Annotated in this window: 20 protein-coding genes; 6 read left to right on the forward strand and 14 right to left on the reverse strand. The window is 71.0% G+C overall.

Annotation, left to right across the window (positions count from 1 at the left end; translation table 11 throughout):
* Positions 1 to 360 precede the first annotated feature (360 nt).
* Positions 361 to 1683 carry a PQQ-binding-like beta-propeller repeat protein gene (locus QSK31_RS19025; RefSeq protein ID WP_285685483.1) on the reverse strand — a complete coding sequence of 441 codons (1323 nt, stop codon included), beginning with the start codon at positions 1681 to 1683 and terminating at the stop codon, positions 361 to 363.
* Between the two features lie 905 nt (positions 1684 to 2588).
* Here QSK31_RS19025 and QSK31_RS19030 point away from each other — a divergent pair.
* Positions 2589 to 2933 carry an ankyrin repeat domain-containing protein gene (locus tag QSK31_RS19030; RefSeq protein ID WP_352244465.1) on the forward strand — a complete coding sequence of 115 codons (345 nt, stop codon included), beginning with the start codon at positions 2589 to 2591 and terminating at the stop codon, positions 2931 to 2933.
* A 360-nt stretch (positions 2934 to 3293) separates the two neighbouring features.
* Here the strand turns inward: QSK31_RS19030 and QSK31_RS19035 are convergent, their stop codons facing one another.
* Positions 3294 to 3611, reverse strand: a complete 318-nt coding sequence (locus tag QSK31_RS19035) for a hypothetical protein (RefSeq protein WP_285685485.1) — start codon at positions 3609 to 3611, stop codon at positions 3294 to 3296.
* Positions 3612 to 3659: 48 nt separating this feature from the next.
* The gene (locus tag QSK31_RS19040; RefSeq protein WP_285685486.1) at positions 3660 to 4106 is read right to left on the reverse strand and encodes an Hsp20/alpha crystallin family protein; all 447 of its coding nucleotides are present in this window, start codon (positions 4104 to 4106) and stop codon (positions 3660 to 3662) included.
* A gap of 113 nt (positions 4107 to 4219) precedes the next feature.
* Between QSK31_RS19040 and QSK31_RS19045 the strand changes: the two genes are divergently transcribed.
* Positions 4220 to 4861 (forward strand): hypothetical protein, encoded by a 642-nt coding sequence (locus tag QSK31_RS19045; RefSeq protein WP_285685487.1) that lies wholly within the window; start codon positions 4220 to 4222, stop codon positions 4859 to 4861.
* A 168-nt stretch (positions 4862 to 5029) separates the two neighbouring features.
* Here the strand turns inward: QSK31_RS19045 and QSK31_RS19050 are convergent, their stop codons facing one another.
* The 7 genes from QSK31_RS19050 to QSK31_RS19080 all read right to left on the reverse strand — a co-directional run bounded on the left by QSK31_RS19050 (position 5030) and on the right by QSK31_RS19080 (position 11092).
* The gene (locus tag QSK31_RS19050) at positions 5030 to 5332 is read right to left on the reverse strand and encodes a MerR family transcriptional regulator (protein WP_285685488.1); all 303 of its coding nucleotides are present in this window, start codon (positions 5330 to 5332) and stop codon (positions 5030 to 5032) included.
* A gap of 565 nt (positions 5333 to 5897) precedes the next feature.
* Positions 5898 to 6629, reverse strand: coding sequence for a hypothetical protein (locus QSK31_RS19055; RefSeq protein WP_285685490.1), 732 nt, complete (start codon positions 6627 to 6629; stop codon positions 5898 to 5900).
* Positions 6626 to 7162 (reverse strand): RNA polymerase sigma factor, encoded by a 537-nt coding sequence (locus QSK31_RS19060; protein WP_285685491.1) that lies wholly within the window; start codon positions 7160 to 7162, stop codon positions 6626 to 6628. Before QSK31_RS19060 ends, QSK31_RS19055 begins: the two co-directional genes overlap by 4 nt.
* Complete coding sequence (locus QSK31_RS19065; RefSeq protein WP_285685492.1) at positions 7159 to 8250, reverse strand: acyltransferase family protein; 1092 nt, start codon at positions 8248 to 8250, stop codon at positions 7159 to 7161. Before QSK31_RS19065 ends, QSK31_RS19060 begins: the two co-directional genes overlap by 4 nt.
* Positions 8251 to 8432: 182 nt before the next feature.
* Entirely contained in the window at positions 8433 to 9545 is a 1113-nt protein-coding gene (locus tag QSK31_RS19070; protein ID WP_285685493.1) for an endonuclease/exonuclease/phosphatase family protein, read from the reverse strand.
* A gap of 27 nt (positions 9546 to 9572) precedes the next feature.
* Positions 9573 to 10523, reverse strand: a complete 951-nt coding sequence (locus QSK31_RS19075; RefSeq protein ID WP_285685494.1) for an arabinan endo-1,5-alpha-L-arabinosidase — start codon at positions 10521 to 10523, stop codon at positions 9573 to 9575.
* A 92-nt stretch (positions 10524 to 10615) separates the two neighbouring features.
* Positions 10616 to 11092, reverse strand: a complete 477-nt coding sequence (locus QSK31_RS19080; RefSeq protein WP_285685495.1) for a hypothetical protein — start codon at positions 11090 to 11092, stop codon at positions 10616 to 10618.
* A gap of 279 nt (positions 11093 to 11371) precedes the next feature.
* Here QSK31_RS19080 and QSK31_RS19085 point away from each other — a divergent pair, with 279 nt between their 5' ends.
* Positions 11372 to 12964 carry a TROVE domain-containing protein gene (locus QSK31_RS19085; protein WP_285685496.1) on the forward strand — a complete coding sequence of 531 codons (1593 nt, stop codon included), beginning with the start codon at positions 11372 to 11374 and terminating at the stop codon, positions 12962 to 12964.
* A 126-nt stretch (positions 12965 to 13090) separates the two neighbouring features.
* Complete coding sequence (locus QSK31_RS19090) at positions 13091 to 13741, forward strand: NAD(P)-dependent oxidoreductase (protein ID WP_285685498.1); 651 nt, start codon at positions 13091 to 13093, stop codon at positions 13739 to 13741.
* Here the strand turns inward: QSK31_RS19090 and QSK31_RS19095 are convergent.
* A complete protein-coding gene (locus QSK31_RS19095) occupies positions 13725 to 15050 on the reverse strand; it encodes a cytochrome P450 (RefSeq protein ID WP_285685499.1) in 1326 nt (441 codons plus the stop codon). The genes QSK31_RS19090 and QSK31_RS19095 overlap by 17 nt on opposite strands.
* Positions 15051 to 15170: 120 nt before the next feature.
* On the opposite strand from QSK31_RS19095, the gene QSK31_RS19100 reads away from it, so the two are divergent.
* Both QSK31_RS19100 and QSK31_RS19105 read left to right on the forward strand, forming a co-directional pair.
* Positions 15171 to 15395, forward strand: coding sequence for an RNA polymerase sigma factor (locus tag QSK31_RS19100; protein ID WP_285685500.1), 225 nt, complete (start codon positions 15171 to 15173; stop codon positions 15393 to 15395).
* Positions 15392 to 16525: a CU044_5270 family protein gene (locus tag QSK31_RS19105; RefSeq protein WP_285685502.1), complete on the forward strand. Its 1134-nt coding sequence runs from the start codon at positions 15392 to 15394 to the stop codon at positions 16523 to 16525. Before QSK31_RS19100 ends, QSK31_RS19105 begins: the two co-directional genes overlap by 4 nt.
* Here QSK31_RS19105 and ptsP read toward each other — a convergent pair.
* The 3 genes from ptsP to dhaK are packed head-to-tail and all read right to left on the reverse strand — an operon-like array spanning position 16477 to position 20554.
* Positions 16477 to 18927, reverse strand: a complete 2451-nt coding sequence (ptsP, locus tag QSK31_RS19110; RefSeq protein WP_285685504.1) for a phosphoenolpyruvate--protein phosphotransferase — start codon at positions 18925 to 18927, stop codon at positions 16477 to 16479. The two genes, QSK31_RS19105 and ptsP, sit on opposite strands and share 49 nt — an antisense overlap.
* On the reverse strand, positions 18924 to 19550 hold the full coding sequence (gene dhaL, locus QSK31_RS19115; protein WP_285685505.1) for a dihydroxyacetone kinase subunit DhaL: 627 nt from the start codon (positions 19548 to 19550) through the stop codon (positions 18924 to 18926). Before dhaL ends, ptsP begins: the two co-directional genes overlap by 4 nt.
* 2 nt (positions 19551 to 19552) lie before the next feature.
* Complete coding sequence (gene dhaK / locus QSK31_RS19120; protein WP_285685506.1) at positions 19553 to 20554, reverse strand: dihydroxyacetone kinase subunit DhaK; 1002 nt, start codon at positions 20552 to 20554, stop codon at positions 19553 to 19555.
* Between the last annotated feature and the right edge of the window lie 25 nt (positions 20555 to 20579).

Raw genomic sequence — 20579 nt, forward strand, 5'->3', positions numbered from 1 at the left:
TTATCGGCGGTACGGCAGGGAACTGAAGGAGTTCGCGGGCGGCTGCGCCCTTTGCCCCAGCGACCTCCGACGAAAAGGCCCCGCAGCGGTTGCGATCGTCCGACAATCGGGTTGCTAACCGGTTGCAGACAGGCTGAGAGTGGCCGGTGACAGTCACCGCGCGGTCAGCGCGCACGCCACGCGGCAGATGAGCGCAGCCGATCTTTACCCGTTGCAATGTCTATCCGTAACCGCAAAACCGCGATAACTAAATTCTTACGCTCCGGCCCGATCGTACGAATAAGGTGTCCGACCGGGCTGGACCGGCGGTGGGACGCAATGCTTCCCCGCTCAACGCCGGACCTGATAGGGCGGGGTGAGTCAACTCTTTGCCCGATAGAGGCTCAGGCCCTCGTCTGCGTAGCCGACGGCGTAGCCGGGCCCGACCTGGTCAGGGACGAAGCCCAGATCCGGGTTGGCGTCCGCACCGGTCTGCCCGTCCAAGGTCGCGGCACGGTCCGGGCGGAGGAGGGTCCCGCCGCCCAGGCCGACGTAAACCAGGCCGTGATAGGCGACGAGCATCCGCGGCACCGTCCGGCCGGGCGTGCGCGCGTTCAGCACCCATAGCCCCTTGTACGAGGTCGCATCGTACGCCGCGATCGTGGGGTTCTGCGAGAGCTCCACGTGGCACACGATCAGGCTGGCCCGGTCGTGAACGCAGGCGAAGCTGTGGTCGTGCTCCAGCTTGATGACGGTCTTGCCGGTCGCGATGTCGACCAGATGCGCGGTGAAGACCTGGCTGGACAGGCTATCGCCGGGGCGGCGGGTGTTGACCTGCACCAGCCGGTCGCCGACCGGGTAGCCGAACTCGTCACCCCGGTCGATGTTGTAGCCGGCGAACCGCCACACCACCGCGCCGGTGCGGGCGTGCCGCGCCTCCACCCGGTTCTGCTCCTCGCTGCGGTCCGGCTTCGGCGTCGTCCCCACGATCACGTCGCCGTGCACGGCGTACGGGATGAACCGCTCCCTGATCCAGCGCTTCGCGCCGGTGGCGGCGTCGAGCACGACCGCCACCGAGTTGCGGCTGATCTCCGCGCCGGGCGTGCCCCGCTCGCGGGCCGACAGGACCACATGCTGGTCGGTGACCCCGGTGACGAAGACGTTGCCCAGCGCCGCCACCGACGGCAGGCTCACGTCGACCGACCAGCGCACCGTGCCATCGCTGAACGAGTACCGGCGCACCCGCAGGAACTGCTGGTCGTCCGCGGTGCCCGCGCCCTGCTGGTCGAAGCGGTAGGCCGCGATCAGCTGCAGCTCACCGTCCAGCTCGACGAACCGGACCTGCTCGGGCTTGTTGGGGATGGCGTCGAAGGAGAATGTCCGGACCGCCCGTGCGGTGACCGGGTCGCGCACCTCGGCTTCGGCCGGGTTCGTCGCGGCGATATGGGTCGTTTCGAGGGCGTGGACGGCATAGACGCCGTCCTTGCTGGCGTGCAGGTAGCCTCTGGGCACGCTGCCCAGCCCCAGTCGGTTGGTCGTGTCGAAGGATCGGGGAGGGTCGTAGGCGAGCGGTGCGGGCTGCGCCGCCGAGGCTTCCGTGACCGGCGACGTCGGCGTCGGCGTCCCTCGCCCAGGCTCGCTGTCCGAACAGGCCGCCGGCGCGACGCACGCCAGAGCCGCCAATAGCGCGATGTATCGACGCATACAAAAACCATACCGGCGAAGGCTGATCATGAATAGCGGGCAGTCAAGATCAAACACCGCCGCCAAGGCGGAACAACATGATCTCGAGTTGCAGGTCAGAAATCTGATTCGGCGCCACATGGGGCCTCCGGCGAATCGATCATCAATCCGCGCGAAGGCTCCGTTATCTGCGCCCTGACCGATCGCGATCGAATCGTGTAATTGCACGTCGAAAAGGTTGACGATAATTCGAGACTAACGCTCAGTGCGTATGCCTGGAAATCTCCATCTAGTCGTGCGAAAAAGTGCTGTGCAGTGCCCTCACATCGGCAGATCAATGCGCTGACGAAGGCCGAGCCACGTTTGCCGTACAGGTCCGGGGCTCCTTGTCCGCCACCAAGTCAAGCGTCTGTTTGACCACGGCTTGATCGACGTACGATCAACCCGTTCCGATGGGTGACCCATGCGGGCGCCGGTCGGCGGTTACGGCACCAGGTGGACGGCCCGCCATGATCCCGCAACACCTACTGTCCCCTGTGGATGAACGCGTGATCCAAGCGTGATCCCGAGACGCTGACACCACCCGTCACAGGCGGAACGCGACCGACCCTGGGGGCTGGCCGCCGTCACTCATCGAGGTGAGGGCGCTCACGGCCTGGCCATGACATCGGTGGCGGCGTCCGCCGGCTCGAGGCCGGTGGGCGGTAGCGGAACATGCCTTGTTTTCGTACGGGATACCGTCTGCGCTCACATGATTTCGGCTGCTGACCGGGGCGTTTGGTCATCTCGTCGGCCAAGGTGGTCTGCGGGAGACCGTCGCGAGCGAGTCCGGCCCGGCAGCGTCAAACGGATTGAACGACCCAAATCGCGGGTAGCGTGCCTGAGTGACCGAGCTGGACGACGAGACGATCGCCTTCGCGCACCGCATGTTCGACCTGGCGCGTACCGGTGGTACCGAGGAACTGCTCGGCAACGTCACGGCGGGGTTGCCGGCCGACCTCACCAACGACAAAGGTGACACGTTGCTGATCCTCGCGGCGTACCACGACCACGTCGAAACGGTGGCCGGCCTGCTGGACAAAGGCGCCGACCCGAACCGGATCAACGACCGGGGTCAGTCGGCGCTCTCCGCCGCCGTCTTCCGGCAGAACGCCGGGACGGTGAAGGCGCTACTCGCCGCCGGTGCCGACCCGGACGGCGGCACCCCTTCCGCGGTAGCCACGGCGGAATTCTTCAAACTCCCCGAAATGGCCGCACTGCTACGGCAGTAAAGCCCCTCGGCGCACTTCTGCCAGTTGAAGGCCTGCCGGCGGCGCGGCCCGGCCACCTGACCGCCGGCGGCATCATCGTCGTGATGCGCACGTGTCTCAGATCAAGGTCCGGCGGCGCTGGTCCGAGACGGCGACCTCTTCCATGCTGCTGACCGCCCACGGCTCGGTGCGGGGGTCGTAGAGGATGACGCCGCCGTCGTTCAGGATGATCCGATCGCGGTGGCTGTCCGGGTCGGCGGCGGTCGTGGCCTCTTGGTCGAACCGGTCTCCCGGCGCCGATACCGTCCGCAGGCCGCCCTGCGGCGGCCGATGGCGAAGTCCGCCACCCGAACCGGGTGGCGGACTCCTGGGTGCGCGGTGTCAGGGAGGCGATCGCTGGGTGGCGCTGCGATCGGCGGGGATCTGATCAGTTGTCCGGGCCGGCTCGGTCTTCCGGTCGGCGGGGCGGGATCGGTGGGGTTCCGGCCGGTCGGTGGACGGGGCGGGTGGTGCCGGTGGTGCCGGTGGTTCGGGAGGCTCGGTCCAGTTCGCGCCGATGAGCTCGTCGAACTCGTCGCGGACCCAGTCCGGGTCGCTGGTGACGAGTTCGGAGAACGCCTCGTCGAACCCGCGGTCCCATTCCGGGGACAACGCCGTCCTGGCCTGTGCCGCGAAGTTGTTGATCACTCCGGTCACCACCCTCCGCATCCTGGTCCTGCGAAGAATTCGAGCTGACGAATCGTCGGGTCAGCTCGAGATCACCTTGTGGTCGTCGTGCTGACGCGCCGCCACGTTGATCTTGCGAGGCTTGGCCTTCTCGGCGATGGGGATGCGCAACACCAGCACGCCGTTCTCGTACGCGGCGTCGATGCGCTCGGTGTCCAGGGCGTCGCCGAGGAACAGTTGCCGGGAGAACACCCCGAGCGGGCGTTCGGTGAGCTGCGCCGTGGCCTGCTCGCCCAGGTCGATCGGGCGTCGCTCGGCACGCACGGTGAGCACGTTGCGTTCCACGTCGATGTCGATCGCGTCGGCGTCGACCCCGGGCAGGTCGAACGCGATCACGAACTCGTCGCCGTTGCGGAACGCGTCGACGGGCATCCCCGTCGGCCGCGACCACGTCCCTGCGGTCGTGGCTCCGAACAGCTGCTGAGCGAGCCGGTTGACCTCGGTGAAGGGTTCGCTGCGCATCAACATGATCCCACCTCCTGCTGACTCGACTTGACAGTCAATGCGCGATACCGTCTTTCTAACACGTCATCGTTGCGATGACAAGCGGGATGTCAACGAAACGATGACAAGGGGATGTCGTGGATCTCAGTGCTGCCGTGGCTGCGCTCGCTGCCACCGCCGCGAGGTCGGGGCGTGACGTCCCCGGCGACACCGCGGTGAGTCCCGCCGAGTTGCTCGATGCCCTCGTGTTGCTGCGGCGGACGCAGAGCGAACTGGCGGACCTCGAGCCGGTCCTGATCGCCGCCGCCCGCGCCGCCGGGGTCTCCTGGCAGGCTCTGGCGCCCGCGTTGGGCGTCGCGAGCCGGCAGGCCGCCGAACGCCGCTACCTGCGCGGCGTCTCCGCCCCGACGGGGCAGCCGCCGGCGACCCGCGACGAACGGGTGCAGGCCGAGCGCGACCGCCGTGCCGGAAACCGGGCCGTCACCAGGTGGGCCAACGACAACACCTCCGACCTGCGCAGGCTGGCCGGGCAGGTCACCGCGCTGACCGACCTCGACGAGGCGGCCGGCGAGGCGCTCACCCGGCTGCACGACGCGCTCGGCGACCCGGACGCCTCGGCGTTGCCCGCCCTGCTCGCCGCGGCCCAGCAGCACCTCCACCAGCATCCCGGCCTGGCCGGTCAGATCGACACCGTCACCGCCCGCACCGACCAGATCCGGCAGCGGCGCCCGCATCAGCCCGGCAACACCACCGGCGGCCGCGATGCCGCCGCGAAGTGACGGCATCTGGCAGGCGGGAAGTCGCGTGGTCCGGTTGACGCGCCCGCGCGGCTGATCGTGCTCGGCGGAGGCGCGGCAGTGCGTCAGAAACGGCGAACGGCCCCTGCCCTGAGGGGGGAGGGACCGTAGACGGAGATGCCGGTGCGGCTTGCACCGCGGGGAGTGTGGTCAGGGGTGTTCGTGCTCCCGGTTGTGCCGGAGAGCTTCTTCGAGCTGGTCTTCGAGGATGATGATGCGGCAGGCCGACCCCATGTCGGTGCCCTGATCGCACAGTTCGCGGGCGCGGGCGGCGAGGCGGATCTGATAGCGGGAGTAACGGCGGTGCCCGCCCCCGGAACGGAACGGGTCGATCAGTTTCGCGTCCCCGAGCCGGCGCAGGAAATCCGGTGAGCAGCCGATGATCTCCGCGGCCCGGCCCATGGTGTAGGCGGGGTAGTCATCGTCGTCGAGCATGTCGTCGGGTTGAGCCATGTCACCTCCAGAACGAGGGCCCCGGCGCTGTAGAAGCGCCGGGGCCCAAGGGTTACGGGACTAAATACACCATCTGCCGACAGGTTCGTCGGATTGTCGTATCCACACCAGCCCTGTACCAGGGATTCGGGTGCGAGGACCGCATAAGCGTGACCGGAGACCACCTCTCGTTCGATGGAAACTGCGGTGTCCGCGCCTGACCCAGCAATGCGGCCGGCGGCGGGCGATCCAACGGTGTAAGACCCTCCCTTTCCTCTGACTTCCTCTGTCTCTTACCTCGTGCTGTCCGCCGGTGCCGGAACCCCACGCGACTTCTTGGCCCCGAACACGTGCGACGAACTTCTCTTACCTGCGGCGAAGCCCCGAAGCTGACATCGGCCTCGCCACCTGGTGCTGGGAAACTTGGTGCTGCAAAACGTGAGCCGGGTCGGTGTCGGTCCAGCTCCTTCGCCCGGTCCGGGCGGTATCTCCGTCTGCGTCTTTATCGTTGCTTCGCTCTCGACCAGAAGAACGTTAACCGACGACGGCGAGCATGTCTAGTAACTCGGACATAGATTTTCTGGGGTCACTCCATGAGGTCGCGGGCGGACAGATCGTTGACCGAGCCACCGCCGACGAGCCGCAGCGTCACCGTCGTGGTGTTGCTGCTGGACTCCTCCAGCCCTTCCGGATACCAGGCGATGAAGTAGCCGTCACGCACCGAGGCGTGCACCACGCGACCGGCGGGCCGGACGGTGATGTCGACGCCCGCGACCTCCGAGCCGACCCGCCCGGCCATCAGGCGGACATAGCCTTCGTCGGTGCGCAGCTGCGACCAGGCGTGCAGCTCGACCCCCTTGGCGTCGAGGTCGGCGGCGATGGCGTCGGCGGCGTAGATGCTGGACTCCAGCACCCGGCCGTCGGCGTCCCGGAAGCAGGTCAGGCTGTACTCGGCCGTGCGGACGTTGGCGTAGGCGTACTTCCCGCGCGTTTCCGCGATGGTGACGCGGCTGCCGGACGCGCACTTCCCGGCGATCTCCTGGGCCTCGGCGGCGGGGAGTGGGCTGGGGCTCGCCGTCCACGACGCGTACGCGCGGCCGGTGCCGAGACCGTTCACGGTGACGAGGGCGACGGCGGCGACGGCCAAAGCCGCTCCCGCCAGGACGAGACGGGGCCGCCGGCGGTGCACGGGCCGCGCCGCGGGGGTGGGACCGCTGCGCAGGACTTCGTCGAGCAGGTTCTGGGCGCGCGGCTGCGCGACGCGGCTGGGGACGGGCTCGGCCGCGCGGCGGAGCGCCTGGTCGAGGTCAGAATTCATGTCGTGGCTCCGGTCGTGGTGGGGTGGGCGGTGGGGTGCGGGCGGAGCAGTTGGTGCAGGCGGCGGCGTGCGCGCAGCAGGCGCAGGCTGAACGCGGGCCGGGAGATGCCGAGCAGGCGGGCCGCCTGCGTCCCGGTCAGGCCTTCGAACACGGTGAGCGTGAGTACCTCCTGGTCGGCGGCGGACAGCTGATGCCAGGAGCGCACCAGGTCGACGCGGGCGGCCACCGAGTCGGCCTCGGCGCCGCCGGCGTCACCCGGCTCCCGCAGGATGCGCAGCGCCAGGCTCTGCTGCCGTTGCTGGCTGCGGTTCCGGTTGCGCAGCACGTTGTGCGCGGCGGTGAACAGCCAGGCGCGGGCGTCGTCGAGCGGGTCCGGCACGTCGTCGAAGCGACGCCAGGCGGTGAGGAACACCTCGGCCACCACGTCGTCGGCGATGGCGAACGGTGTCCGGCGTTCGACGAAGCACAGCAGGTCGTCGTACGCCGCCACGAACAGCTCGCGGAAGGCGTTCTCGGCGTCCGGTCTTCTCATACACCCCTCATGTGCAGCGCGGGCCCGCCTGCTACATGTCGTTGCCGGCGTCCTCGCAGGGCAGCGTCCACCATCGGCGCCAGTGGCCGCTCGACGAAGCGGTGGATCAGCCAGGCGGTGGCCAGCAGGATCAGCACAGCGCCGGCGGCCAGGACCCCGGCGTCCCATCCGGTTTCGCCCCGCACGGTCCGGATCAGGCTGTATCCGATCCGCTGGTGCAGGAGATAGAAGGGGTACGTCAGGGCGCCGGCCGTTCCCAGCCACCGCAGGCGCAAGTTGTCGGTCGCGCCGAGGGCGATGGCGAGCAGGATCACGTACGCGACGGTCAACATGATCAACGCCGGCCACACCGGCACCGCGAAGCCGGGCCGCAGATCGAGCACGCGCGCCTCCACCCGCTGCAAGCTGACCAGATAGCAGCCGGCCAGCAGCAGCCACAGCCACGGGTCGCGGCGGTTGCGGCGCAGCAGGAACATCGTCATCCCGGCGATGAAGTACGGCGCGAAGCCTGGCATCACGACCTCGCCCAGCAGCGCGCCGGGGAACAACGGCATCGCCAGGGCGGCCACCAGCCAGCCGGCCCCGAAGATCTTCACCCGGCGGTCGGTCAGCCCGCCGGCGAGCAGGCACGCGACGATCAGGTAGAAGCGGAACTCGTACCAGAGCGTCCAGTACACGGTGTCCGCCAGCGGCCTGTTCAGCGGCTCGGCCAGCATGGTCAGGTTGACCAGCACGTCGGTGCCCTCGGCCACCCGGGCGAACGGCAGCCCGCCGCTGATCGGCAGCAGCCCGGCCACGACGGTGGTCAGCAGCACGCACACCCAGAAGGCCGGGTAGAGCCGCGCGGCACGGGAGGCGAAGAACTCGCGGACCGTCCGGTTCCAGGCGCTCATCATGATCACGAATCCGCTGATCAGGAAGAACGTCTCCACCCCGAGGAAGCCGTAGATCAGCACCGGCGCGGCGTCCGGCATGTTGTACGCCGGCGGGTGCACCCCGTCCAGCCGCCACGAGACCCCGTAATGGAATCCGGCCACCGCCAGGGCGCAGACCAGACGCAACCCGTCGAGCGCGCGCAATCTCTTCACGAGGCCTTCATGTGCGGCGGGACACGTGGTGCTACCTCATGTCGGGTGCCCGAATGTCGATCGGGCGGAGCGTGGTGAAGAGCGCCGGCCTGATCGTGGTGCTGGCGCTGCTCTGGCACCGACGCCGATGAGCTGCTACGCCGCGATCAGCCCGCTGGTCAGCCCGCTGGCCAGCCCGCCGGTCAGTCCAGCGCGATGTCCGCGTAGATGGCGGCATGGTCCGAGCCGGCGTGCACCGCCGCGGTCATCGTGTCGTAGATCGGCCACAGCCTGCCGCGCTTGCCGCCCCACACCCCGCGGCGATGGATGCCGCCGCCGGTGGCCGCGGCGAACAGCGGCGGGCTGAGCAGGACGTAGTCGAGCTTGTTGCGGGCAGTGCAGTATCCGTAGGTGCCGGGGCGGCCGTCGTCGTCGAAGCCCGGGTGGGTGCTGATGTCGCGCAGGTCGGTGCCGGTGAGCAGGGGCGCGAGCGGCTCGCTGTCCGGGGTGTCGTTCAGGTCGCCGACCACGGCGACGTGCGTCAGCCCGTCGGCGACCAGCTCACGGTAGATGTCCGCCACCCGGACGGCCTGGCGGCGGCGGGTCGCGTCGGACGCGAGCTTTCCGCCGTACCCCTTGCTCTTGAAGTGGTTGACCAAGATCGCCACGGGCACGCCGCGCGGGGTGCGGAAGACGAACTCGGCGCAGTCGCGGCTGAAGATCCGGCCGCGCGCGTCGGTGTCGTCCACGTGGCTGACCTGGCGGATCAGCGGGTAGCCGGGGCCGGACAGCACGCCGACGTCGATGCCGCGCTCGTCGTTGCCGTCGACCACCATGACGTGCGGGTAACGCGGCCGGCCCTCGGCGATCACCCCGGCGTCGGCGAACCGCTTGAGCGCGATCCGGCTCTCCGCCTCGATCACCCCGACGATGTCGCCGCCCACGTCGTCCAGCACCCGCGCGGTGTTGGTCAGCGCCAGCTCGTCGACCCGGTCGGTGGTCAGCTCCACCCAGCCGATCCAGGAAGCGCGACCGTCCGCGATGACCGTGACCCGGCCGTCACGGGACCGGCGGAGCAGCCGGCCGCGGTTCTGCCGCAGCCGCGCGAACTTCGCCGTGTCCCCGTTACGGAGACCCAGTTTGCGCAGCTCACGCAGGATCTCGTGCTTGATCGGGTCGGTGTAGGCGGTTTCCTCGAGCAGGGTGCAGACCCTCTGGTACGCCTCGAGCACCGGCCGCCCGGCCGCCCAGGTCGCCTGGTCGAGGGCGCGCGCCCGGTTGAACAGGTTCTCCACGTTGTACGCGGCGATCCGCATGTGTCCATTGTCGCAGCGGTGATCGGCTCAGTACACGTACGGCCAGCCCGCCGAGTCGTAGGCGACCAGGTTGATGCCGAGCAACGCCTGCCCGTTGTCGGCGTAGTAGTGGTAGAACAGCGCGTCTGAGTCCGCGTCGGCCAGTACCGCCTGGTGCCCCGGACCGTGGATGCTGCCGTGACCCGCGAGCATCTCGGTCCCGCCGCCCGAGGTCATCGCCGTGCCGCTGCGGTCCACATAGGGCCCGGTGACGCTCGCCGACCGGCCCACCGTCACCCGGTACGTGCTGGACGCGCCCCGGCAGCACAGGTCGAACGACACCCACAGGTAGTAGTAGGCGCCCCGGCGCACGATGACCGGCGCCTCGATCGCCCCGCCGTTGCGGCCGGCGATCGCCCGCACGGTGGAGTCCGACCGCTTGCCGGTGGCCGGGTCCAGCGCGACCAGCTTGATCCCCGACCAGAACGAGCCGAAGCTGAGCCACCAGCGCCCGCTCGCGTCGACGACCAGGTTCGGGTCGATCGCGTTGAAGTTGTCGCTGGTCCGCGACTCGATCACCAGGCCCTGGTTCGTCCAGCTGCCGGCCGCCCCGGTGCTGCTGGTGGCCAGGAAGATCGCCGACCGGTTCGAGCCGAACGTCGAGGCCGAGTAGTACATCAGGTAGCGGCCGCCCTGATAGGACAGATCCGGCGCCCACAGATTCCGGCTCCCACCGGTGTAGGTGGTGGTCCAGGGCGCGCCGTTGGGAAAGGCCTGCCCGGCGTTGCGGAACGCGGTCCGGTCGCTGGACGTCTTCAGGGTGATGTTGTCACCGGTGTGCGCCACCAGATAGCTGCCGTCCGGCCGCTTGACCACGGTCGGGTCGTGCACCCCCACGTCTCCCGTGACCCGCCCGGGATGGGGGTAGGCGGCGCCGCCGGTGGCGACGAGAACGACGAGGGCAACCACGACGACGGCGACTTTCCGGAGGACGGCCATGCCCTCGATCGTGTGCGCACGCATTGATGACGGTCAAGGTGTTGCCATTGTTTGTATAGCGAGGTTGCTTTCCTGAAATTAAAGTTTACGAATCACCAGGTGTGGTTCTTGAACCACGAGCGGGCCGCGCGGGTGTTCAGCAGCATCAGGTAGAAGGCGGGCTGGACCAGGGCGATCAGCACCGTCGGATCCTGCGCCACCCAGGTCCCGGCGGCGATCGCGGCCACCGTCAGCAGGAGCAACGTCATCAGCAGGACACGGGCCCACTGGCGGCCGAGCTGCAGCCGGCGGCCGAACCAGATGGTGATCAGGCCGAGCACGGCGAGCACCGCAACAGTGGTCACGGTCGCCACCAGTTGCTCGTCCTGGCTGATCTGGATCCGGCTGGTGTCCAGATGGTCCAGCCCGCCGGTGGCGGCCAGCAGCCCGGCGCCCGCGGCGGTGAGCAGGTAGATCGCGCCACCCAGGTAGTGGAGGATCGCGATGAAGTGCACGCTGACCGGGGCCGAGCGATGCGCGGGGGGCTGCTGCTGCACGTACATGGGGTGCGGCGCGTATCCGTAGGTCATGGTCAACAGCCTGGCGGACCGCGGGACAGGGCGAATCCCGGAAACGTGCCACGACCTAAATGCGTTGCCTCGGATGATCGGCGCTCGTACGGTTTGGATGCCCGGTGCGCAGGTGACGGTTACTTCCGCTGATAACGGGGTGGTCGCGGGTTCGAGTCCCGCCGGCGGCACTCGTGCCGCCGTAGCTCAGGGGATAGAGCGCCTTTGTTCCGTCACCGATTCTGATCTCGGGCATTTCTCATTCTCACGTCTCATTCTCACCGTGGAGGGCGGCCGACCATGAGCAAGTTCAACACCAGCACCGTCTCGGCCGCCAACGGCCGCGGACCGATCACCGCGACCGCGAACGGGCGTACCCACGAGGGCGGCGCCGGTTACGCGCACGACGCCAAGGGTGAGCTCTTCCTGCTCGCCGTGGCGAACTTCGTCGGCGAGGACACCTTCTACGAGAAGGCCGGCGACCGCGACCGCCGGTACGCCGAGCTCGTGCGGCGGGTGGCCGTGGCCGACCCGCAGTGGACGGCACGGTTCCTGCGCTGGCTGCGGACGAAGGCGAACATGCGCTCGGCGTCGCTGGCCGGCGCGCTCGAGGCGGCGAAGGCGATGCTCGACCACGGGATCCCGGGCGGGCGCGCGATCGTCGACTCGGTGCTGCAGCGGCCGGACGAGCCGGGCGAGGCGCTCGCGTACTGGATGTCCACCTACGGCCGCGCCGTGCCCAAGCCGGTGAAGCGTGGCGTGGCGGACGCGGCGGCACGGCTCTACACCGAGCGCGCGCTGCTCAAGTACGACAGCGCGTCGCACGGCTTCCGCTTCGGCGACGTCGTGGACCTCACCCACCCGACGCCGGCCGCGGACAAGGCAGCCTGGCAGGGCGAGCTTTTCGCGTACGCGCTGAACCGCCGGCACGGCCGGGGCTGGGAGTCGGGCGGGGCGCCGGGCGAGACGCTGCGCATGCTGTCCGCGAACGCGGCGCTGCGTGCGGCGTCCGCGTCCGACCCGTCGGTGCTGCTCGACCCGGACGCCCTGGCCGAGGCCGGCATGACCTGGGAGGACGTGCTCTCGCTGGCGGGCGGCACGGTCGACAAGGGCCGCCTGTGGACCGCGCTCATCCCGACGATGGGTTTCATGGCGTTGCTTCGCAACCTGCGCAATTTCGACGAGGCCGGGGTCGGCGACGACGTGGCTTCGCGGGTCTGCGCGCGGCTGGCCGACCCGGCCGCGGTGGCCCGGTCGCGGCAGTTCCCGTTCCGGTTCCTCGCGGCGTACCAGAACGCGCCGTCGCTGCGCTGGGGTCAGGCACTGGACCGGGCGCTGCGGTCCTCGCTGGCGAACCTGCCGGCGTTGCCCGGCCGGTCGCTGATCCTGGTGGACACGTCCGCGTCGATGTCCAGCGCCGGGTTCTCGCGGCGGTCGACGATCAGCCCGGTCAAGGCCGCGGCGGTCTTCGGCGTCGCGCTGGCCGCGCGCGGGGCGCGAGTCGACCTGTACGGGTTCGCCGACGGTGTCTTCCCGCACGAGGTACGCCGGGGCGCGTCGGTGATCCGCGAGGTGGACCGCTTCGTGGGCCGGGTGGGCGAGGTCGGGCACGGCACCCGCATCGCCGACTCGCTGAGCCGGACGTTCGACGGCCACGACCGCGTGTTCGTCATCTCCGACATGCAGACCTTCGCCCCGGTGCACGGCGGGCGCAACGTCACCGACGTGGTGCCGCGGACCGTGCCGCTGTACGGCTTCAACCTCGGCGGGTACGCCCGGACGGCGTTCGACGCCGGCACGCCGAACCGGCTCGAGTTCGGCGGGCTGACCGACGCGACGTTCCGGATGATCCCACTGCTCGAGGCGGGCCGCAACGCCGACTGGCCGTTCTGACAGGGCCAGTTACTTGAAAGCAGGACCAGTTACTTGAAAGTGCGTACTTCTCCACAGAGACCTGCTCTCTTACGGTAACCAAGGACCCGAACGCGGGTCCTTGGTTACCTGGAGAGAAGGGCACCCATGTCCCGCATCACCGTCATCGGCGGCACCGGATACGCCGGCTCGGCCATCGTCGCGGAGGCCGCCTCCCGCGGTCACGACGTCACCTCGCTCAGCCGTTCGCTTCCCACCGAACCAGTCGCGGGCGTGAACTACGTCCAGGGCGACGCCACCGACGAGGCGGCGCTGTCATCGGTCGTCTCCGGTGCGGACGTCGTGGTGGGCGCGCTCGCGCCGCGTGGTCCGCTCGACGCCGGCACGTTCCGCGAGGTGTACCGCACGACGGCGCGCCTCGCCGACGCCGCGGGGGCCCGGCTGTTCCTCGTCGGCGGCTTCTCCTCGCTGCGTCCGGCGCCCGGGGCGCCGCGCTTCGTGGAGGACCTCACCCACGCCCCGGCCGAGTTCCACGACGAGATCCGCGCCGGGGCCGCGCTCGTCATCGAGGACCTGCCGGCCACTCCGGCGACGCTCGACTGGGTGTTCGTGAGCCCGGCGGCGAACTTCGGCTCGTACGTGCCCGGCGAGCGGCTGGGCAAGTACCGGGTCGGCGAGGACATCGCCGTCCAGCCCGAAGGCGGCGGCGCGATCTCCGGCCCGGACTACGCGCTCGGGGTGGTCGACCTCATCGAAGAGGGCAAGTACCACCGGGCTCACGTCAACCTGGCGCACTGACCCGGCGACGGGGACAGGCGACGGCGGTCGTGCCCGAGGCGGGTGACACGGTCACCTGCCTCAGGCGCGGGCGTTCCGGTCGCGGGTCCGGTGCGGCCAGGTCGGTGGTCGCGGCGACCCGGGAGATGACGGTACGCATGGTCAGCATCGCCAGCCGGGCCCCGATGCAGTAGCGGGCGCCGTGCCCGAACGGCAGCCAGGCGCGCATGGCGGCGCCGGCCTCCTCGCCCAGGAAACGCTCCGGGCGGAACGCGGCGGGATCTTCGAACACGGCCGGGTCCTGGTGGATGAGGCGGATCATCGGGAGGACCGACCAGCCGGCCGGCACGTCGTACCCCTGAATCTCCATCGGCGCGACCACCCGCCGAGCGCCGGTCAGCGCGACCGGCCTGACCCGCACCGTCTCCCTCGCCACCGCCTGCAGGAAGACCTCGTCGGACGGGTCGTCGCGGAGCCGGTCCCAGGCCCGCGGCGTGCGCAGCAGCCGCTCGAACGCCCAGGCCAGGCCGACCGCGGTGGTCTCGTGCCCGGCCTGCAGCAGGGTGACCATCTCGTCGCGCACCTCCCGATCGGAGAGCGCCTGGCCATCGGCCGTGAGCAGCATCGACAGCACGTCACCGGTGCCCGGGCCGGGATCGGCGCGGCGGTCGCGGATCTCGGCGTACAGCAGAGTGTCGAGCTCTCGGCGCATCCTGATGAAGCCGGTCGCGGTGAGCAGCCGGTCGCGCACCGGCGGCGGCATCACCAGCGCGGCCAGTGGCACCCGCTCGAGCAACCGGGGCGCCAGAGCGCGGAGCCGATCGTGACGGCCGGCCGGCCGATCATGGTGACCGGTCGGCCGCGACCCCCAGACCAGGCGGAGGATCACTTCGAGCGCGATCCGCCGCATCGCCGCGTGCACCGGGAACGGCCGGCCCACCGGCCAGCCCGCGATCTCCCGGTCGGCGATCTCGGCGATGGTGTCCCGCCACCCGTCGATCGAGCGGCCCCGCAACGCCGGCGCGAGCATCCGATGGTGCCGCTGCCACTCCGGACCGTCCATGGTGAACAGCGAATGCTCGCCGACCATCGGCTCGAACAGGCGCCGCCGCGGGCATCCGACCAGGGTCGCGCCGTGCGGGTCGGCGAAGACCTGCCGCGCCGCTTCCAGGTCGCCGACGACGACCTGCGGCGGCTCGGTGATCAGGCGGCGGGTGAAGATCGGACCGTACGCCCGGCGTAATCCGTGCACCGAGCCGAGCGGGTCGCGGCCGGCGTGCACGCTCTGCACCAGGGCCGGAAGCCGGGAGCCCGGCGGCAGCATCGACATGCGTTCCCCTCGCCGTGACGTATGGTCAACTCAGAATCTACCCTCGGTCACGGTGTAAGAATTCCGGCCGACCGCGCATTACCTGGTGACGGACGACCTCGCCGAGGAGGCCCAGACCCAGTGACCGAGACCGACCCCATCCAGCGGTTCACCGCGCTCTACGCCCGACACCACAACCAGGTCTTCGCGTACGCCGTGACACGCGCCGGCCGGGACCTGGCCGACGAGGTGGTCGCCGAGACCTTCCTGGTCGCGTGGCGCCGCTTCGCCGTCCTGCCCCGCGGCGCCCCGCTCCCGTGGCTGCTCGGTACCGCCCGCAACGTGATCCGGGAGACCCTCCGATGAGCCGTGACGTTCTCGACCAGCTCGCCGCCGCCCGCCCGGCCCGCCTCGACCCTCCGCCCGCCGACGTCGAGGGAGCCGTCGCCGCGATCGTCCACGCCGCGCCGCATTCCTTCCACGCGGCGGCGCCTCCCGTCCGCTCACGGCGGCGCGTCGCCGTCCTCGCCTCGGCCGGTCTCACCGCGGCGGCGGCCATCACCGGGGTCGCCGTCGTCGTGACCAGCGGGACCGTTCCCACTCCCGGGACCTCCGCGGGGCCATCCGCCGCCCCGCGCGTGCTGACCGCCGGCCAGATCCTCCTCGCCGCCGCCGAACGCAGCGGCGCGACCACCTTCGGGCCGGGGCGCTATCTGGTGCAGCGCAACGAAAGTGGCGTGCTGCTCCAGATCGACGGCGGCACCGACACCTACGCGATGCTGGAGAAGACCAGCTACGCCACCTGGCTCTCCCGCTCCGGCAAGGACCCCAACTGGGCGTCGTCGCAGCGCCTGGGTCTGACCCCGGCGACCCCGGCGGACGCGGCCGCCCACCAGCGGCACGGCTCGCCCCGGCAGGTCATGGTGATCAAGCCGGTGCCCGGCAAGAAGGGCCCGACCAGCCCGGTGGGTACCGGCCCGGGGGAGCCGTTCGAGGAGCGGTTCGGCGGATCCGAGGTCTACGCCATCGGCGCCGACAACGTGACCGTCGCCGACCTGGAGAAACTCCCCACCGATCCGGCGAAGTTGCGCGCCGAGCTGCTGCGCCACTTCCGCGGTGGCGGCGGCGACCTGCCCACCGACCGCGACGAGTGGCTGCTGGTCGTCGGCAGCAGCGTCGTGACCGGGTTCCCGGTCAGTGGTCAGGTGCGCGCCGCGGCGTACCGGATGATCGCCTCCCTGCCCGGCGTGCGCGCCCTGGGCACCGTGCGCGACCAGCGCGGTCGCGCGGGGGAGGCGGTGGCCTTCACCCGCTCGTTCGGTGCGAACGGCGCCATCGAGGAACGCCTGATCATCGACCCGGCGAACGGTCAGGGGCTGGCCCGTGAGTCGCGGGTGGTCAAGCCCGGCGGGAGCACGGCGTGGCTCGAGGCCGGGGTGCTCTACAGCTACGAGCTCACCCTCGCCGTGGAGACCGCGGACACCCTGCCCGGCTGACGAAGGGCGGCTCGGACGGCTGCGGCGTCCGGCAGGTCCAGCAGGTGGCGAGCGAGGCCGTCCGGGGACGCCCCACGGACGGCCTCCTTGACCGCGGGCACCGCCGGTGGTGCCACGCTCAGCGACCGCACCCCCAGCCCGACCAGCACCGGCACCGCCATCTCGTCGGCGGCCAGCTCCCCGCAGACCGCCACCGTCGCCCGAGAACCCACCCCGCGGCAGGTGGCGTCGATCAGGCGGAGCACGCCCGGGTCGAGGGCGTCGGACAACGCCGCCACGGCCGGGTTGCCGCGTTCGGCGGCCAAGGCGTACTGGGTCAGGTCGTTGGTGCCGATGCTGGCGAAGTCGATGTGCGGGGCGAACGTGGCCGCCTTCAACGCCGCCGCCGGGACCTCGACCATGATGCCGACCTGCAAGCCGGGCGGCCGGCCGGGGCCGGTGCGGGCGATCGCCTCGTCCAGGGCGCGGCGGGCGGCGTGCAACTCGGCGAGGGTGCTGACCATCGGGAACATCACGCTGACCGGGGTCTCCCGGGCCACCGTCGCGATGGCGGTCAGCTGGTCGGCCAGCAGAGCGGGGTGGGCCAGGGAGTGCCGCAGGCCGCGTACGCCGAGGAACGGGTTGTCCTCGTGCGGGGACGGGAGGTAGGGCAGCGGCTTGTCCCCGCCGACGTCGAGGGTGCGCAGGGTGATCCGGCGGCCGCCCAGCGCCGCGGCGACCGCCCGGTAGGCCGCCACCTGCTCGTCGACGCCGGGCGCCTCGTCGCGGCCGAGGAAGAGGAACTCGGTGCGCACCAGGCCGGCGTGGTCGGCGCCGTTCGCCGCGGCGGCCAGGGCGTCGTCGGCCGAGCCCACGTTGGCGCCGACCCCGATCGTGACGCCGCCGGGTGTGACGGCCGGTCCGGTCGCGGCCGACAGCGCGCGTTCCCGGCGCCCGGCCTGCTCGGTGGCCCGGCCGGCAAAGGCGGCCAGGGTCGCGGGGGAGGGCGAGACAACCGTTTCTCCGGTACGCCCGTCCAGCGCGATCGTGGTGCCGGTGGCCACCTCGAGCACCGCCGCGCCCGCGCCGACCACCGCCGGGATGCCGCGGGCCCGTGCCAGGATCGCGCCGTGTGCGGTGGGGCTGCCCGCCGCCAGCACGATCCCGGCGACCGTTGCCGGATCCAGGCCGGCCGCCTCCGCGGGGGTGAGGTCGTGAGCGATCAGCACACCCGTACCCGACGACGGGGTTGCCGTGACGCCCAGCAGTGACCGCAGCACCTGGCCGGACACGGCACGGACGTCGGCGGCCCGGGCCTGCAGGTAGGGGTCGCCGAGCGCGGCGAACTCCGCCGCGACCCGGCTCGAGGCGGCTTCCCAGGCTTGCGGTGCGGGGGTGCCTTCGGCGATGCGGGTACGCGCGTCGTCCAGCAGATCGTCGTCGTCCAGCAGCAGCAGATGCGCGTCGAAGATCCCCGCCTCGCCGCCGCCGGTGCTCGTCCGTAGCCGCCGCACCTCGGCGCGCACGTCGTCCAGCGCCTGATCCAGCCGCCGCCGCTCGGCATCCGGCCCCTGCGACGGCACGTCCGGAATGTCCGGTATGGAGTCCCGCAGATGCCAGGCGGGCCCGATCCCGATCCCGGGCGACGCCGGCTGCGCCCCTGCCTCTCGCGCACCCGTTTCCTGGGCGGCGGCCGGTGGTGCCGTCTCGTCGAAGGCGCGCGCTGCCAAGGTGATCATCCGGTCCACCGCCTGGCGGGCGTGCGCGCCGGAAGCTCGTACCTCAATCTCATGACCTTGAAGTGCGCCCAGAGTGGCCACCTTGGTGAGGCTGGACGCCGGCACCCAGGCCGACCCGGTGGTGCGGTTACGGATCTCCATCGCGGCCTCGGCGTCGCGGGCCTCGGAGACCAACCGAGCGGCGGGGCGCGCGTGGAGACCATGGGGGTTGGTCACGGTGAAAGACGCCGTGACGTCCGCCGCCGAAGTTTCCGTGACCGCAACAGGGGCGGCGACGCCGAGGTGCGACTCCTTGCCGGCCAGGCCGGCCACCGCCTCCGCCGCCACCTCGTCGCGGCCCGCGCCGGACGCCGCCGCCACGACCGCCGCGACCAGGCCCTCCACCAGCGGCGCCGGGCAGAGCAGCACCCGGTCGCGCTGGTCCGGGTCCTCCAGCAGGTCCAGCGCCAGCTCGGCGGAGAGCACCGCGCTGCCCAGGTCCATCAGGACCACGACCCCGTCCCCGCGATCCGCCGCCGCGATGGCCGAGGCGATGGCCACCGCGTCGGTGCCGAACGTCTCGGCGTCCAGCCCGGCGGCCACCTCCAGCGCGAGGTCCTTGCCGTGCACCATCTCCGCGGCCAGGGCCACCGCGGCGTCGGCGAGCGCGCGGCTGTGGCTGACCACGACCAGCCCGGTCGTCACCCGCTCAGGGTGGCCGCGGCGGCCGCGATGAGGAACGTCACCGAGGTCGCGCCCGGGTCCTGGTGGCCGGCGCTGCGTTCGCCGAGATAACTGGCCCGGCCCTTGCGGGCGACCATCGGCGTGGTCGCCTCCCGGCCCTGCTCGGCGGCGCGCAGGGCGGCGTCGATCGCCTCGTCGAACGGCTGACCGTCGGCGAGCGCCGCGTCCAGCGCGTCCACGGCGGGCGCCAGCGCGTCGTACATCGTCTTGTCGCCGGCCACCGCCTTGCCGCGCGCCACCACCCCGTCGAGTGCGGCCCGCAGAGCCTTCGCGAAGCCCGGCCCGTCCAGCGTGTCGTCGTCGCCGGCCGCCGTGGCCATCCGCAAGAACGCCGTGCCGTAGAGCGGCCCGCTCGCCCCGCCGACCGTGCTGACCAGCGTCATGCCGGTCCGCTTCAGCACCGCGGCCGGGGTGGGCGGGCTCTCCTTCTCCAGGGTCGCCAGCACCGCGGTCATGCCGCGGTCCAGGTTCGAGCCGTGGTCCGCGTCGCCGATCGCCGAGTCCAGCTCGGTGAGCAGGTCGCGATGGGACGAGACGAGCCGGGCGAACTCGGTCAGCCAGGCGGTCAGAACGGCGGCGTTCACGCTCAGGCCCCCCACCGCAACCCGGCCGTGTTCACCGGCGCGTCCCACAGCCGCAGCAGCTCGTCGTCGACCTTGAGCAGCGTCACCGAGCAGCCGGCCATGTCGAGGCTGGTGATGTACGGCCCGACCAGCGACCGCGCGACCGTGACGCCCGCCTTGGCCAGGATCGCGGCGATCTCGTTGTACATCACGTACAGCTCGATCAGCGGGGTGGCGCCCATGCTGTTGACGAACGCGATCACCCCGTCGCCGCCGGTGAAGTCCAGGTCGGCGAGGATCGGGCTGACCAGCATCTCGGCGACCTCGGAGGCGGGCGCGAGCGGCACCCGTCGGCGGCCCGGCTCGCCGTGGATGCCGATGCCGATCTCCATCTGGTCGTCCGGCAGGTCGAACGTGGGCTTGCCGGCCGCCGGCACCGTGCACGAGGTCAGCGCGAGGCCCATGCTCCGGCCGTTGTCGTTGACCTTCTTCGCCAGGTCGGCGACCTCGCTCAGCGAGCGCCCCTGGTCGGCGCCGGCGCCGGCGATCTTCTCCACCAGCACGGTCACGCCGACGCCCCGGCGGCCCGCGGTGTAGAGGCTGTCCTGCACGGCCACGTCATCGTCGGTGACCACCGAGACCACCTGGACGCCGGTCTCCGCCTCGGCCAGCTCGGCCGCCATCTCGAAGTTCATCACGTCGCCGGTGTAGTTCTTGACGATGTGCAGCACGCCGGCGCCACCGTCGACGGCCTTGGTGGCGGCGAGCATCTGGTCCGGCACCGGGGAGGTGAAGACCTCACCCGCGCACGCCGCGTCGAGCATGCCCGGCCCGACGAACCCGCCGTGCAGGGGCTCGTGCCCCGACCCGCCGCCGGACACCAGCCCGACCTTCCCCCGCACCGGGGCGTCACCGCGGATGATCAGCCGATTTTCATGATCGACACGCAGTTCCGGGTGGGCCGCGGCGATCCCGCGGAGCGCGTCGGGCACCACGTTCGCCGGGTCGTTGATGAGCTTCTTCATCGGGGCACCTCGCTTCGTTACGGGC

This window comes from Actinoplanes sp. NBRC 103695 (genome assembly GCF_030269485.1).
GTDB lineage: Bacteria > Actinomycetota > Actinomycetes > Mycobacteriales > Micromonosporaceae > Actinoplanes.

Excerpts from the sequence above, each read along its gene's own strand:
- QSK31_RS19030 (WP_352244465.1), top strand. The coding sequence starts at position 2,589 with ATGTTCGACCTGGCGCGTACCGGTGGTACCGAGGAACTGCTCGGCAAC.
- QSK31_RS19070 (WP_285685493.1), bottom strand. The coding sequence starts at position 9,545 with ATGCGGATCGCCGCGTACAACGTGGAGAACCTGTTCAACCGGGCGCGC.
- QSK31_RS19085 (WP_285685496.1), top strand. The coding sequence starts at position 11,372 with ATGAGCAAGTTCAACACCAGCACCGTCTCGGCCGCCAACGGCCGCGGA.
- QSK31_RS19055 (WP_285685490.1), bottom strand. The coding sequence starts at position 6,629 with ATGAATTCTGACCTCGACCAGGCGCTCCGCCGCGCGGCCGAGCCCGTC.
- QSK31_RS19040 (WP_285685486.1), bottom strand. The coding sequence starts at position 4,106 with ATGTTGATGCGCAGCGAACCCTTCACCGAGGTCAACCGGCTCGCTCAG.
- QSK31_RS19080 (WP_285685495.1), bottom strand. The coding sequence starts at position 11,092 with ATGACCTACGGATACGCGCCGCACCCCATGTACGTGCAGCAGCAGCCC.
- dhaK (WP_285685506.1), bottom strand. The coding sequence starts at position 20,554 with ATGAAGAAGCTCATCAACGACCCGGCGAACGTGGTGCCCGACGCGCTC.
- QSK31_RS19095 (WP_285685499.1), bottom strand. The coding sequence starts at position 15,050 with ATGTCGATGCTGCCGCCGGGCTCCCGGCTTCCGGCCCTGGTGCAGAGC.
- QSK31_RS19060 (WP_285685491.1), bottom strand. The coding sequence starts at position 7,162 with ATGAGAAGACCGGACGCCGAGAACGCCTTCCGCGAGCTGTTCGTGGCG.
- QSK31_RS19075 (WP_285685494.1), bottom strand. The coding sequence starts at position 10,523 with ATGGCCGTCCTCCGGAAAGTCGCCGTCGTCGTGGTTGCCCTCGTCGTT.
- QSK31_RS19050 (WP_285685488.1), bottom strand. The coding sequence starts at position 5,332 with ATGGCTCAACCCGACGACATGCTCGACGACGATGACTACCCCGCCTAC.
- QSK31_RS19090 (WP_285685498.1), top strand. The coding sequence starts at position 13,091 with ATGTCCCGCATCACCGTCATCGGCGGCACCGGATACGCCGGCTCGGCC.
- QSK31_RS19025 (WP_285685483.1), bottom strand. The coding sequence starts at position 1,683 with ATGCGTCGATACATCGCGCTATTGGCGGCTCTGGCGTGCGTCGCGCCG.
- QSK31_RS19105 (WP_285685502.1), top strand. The coding sequence starts at position 15,392 with ATGAGCCGTGACGTTCTCGACCAGCTCGCCGCCGCCCGCCCGGCCCGC.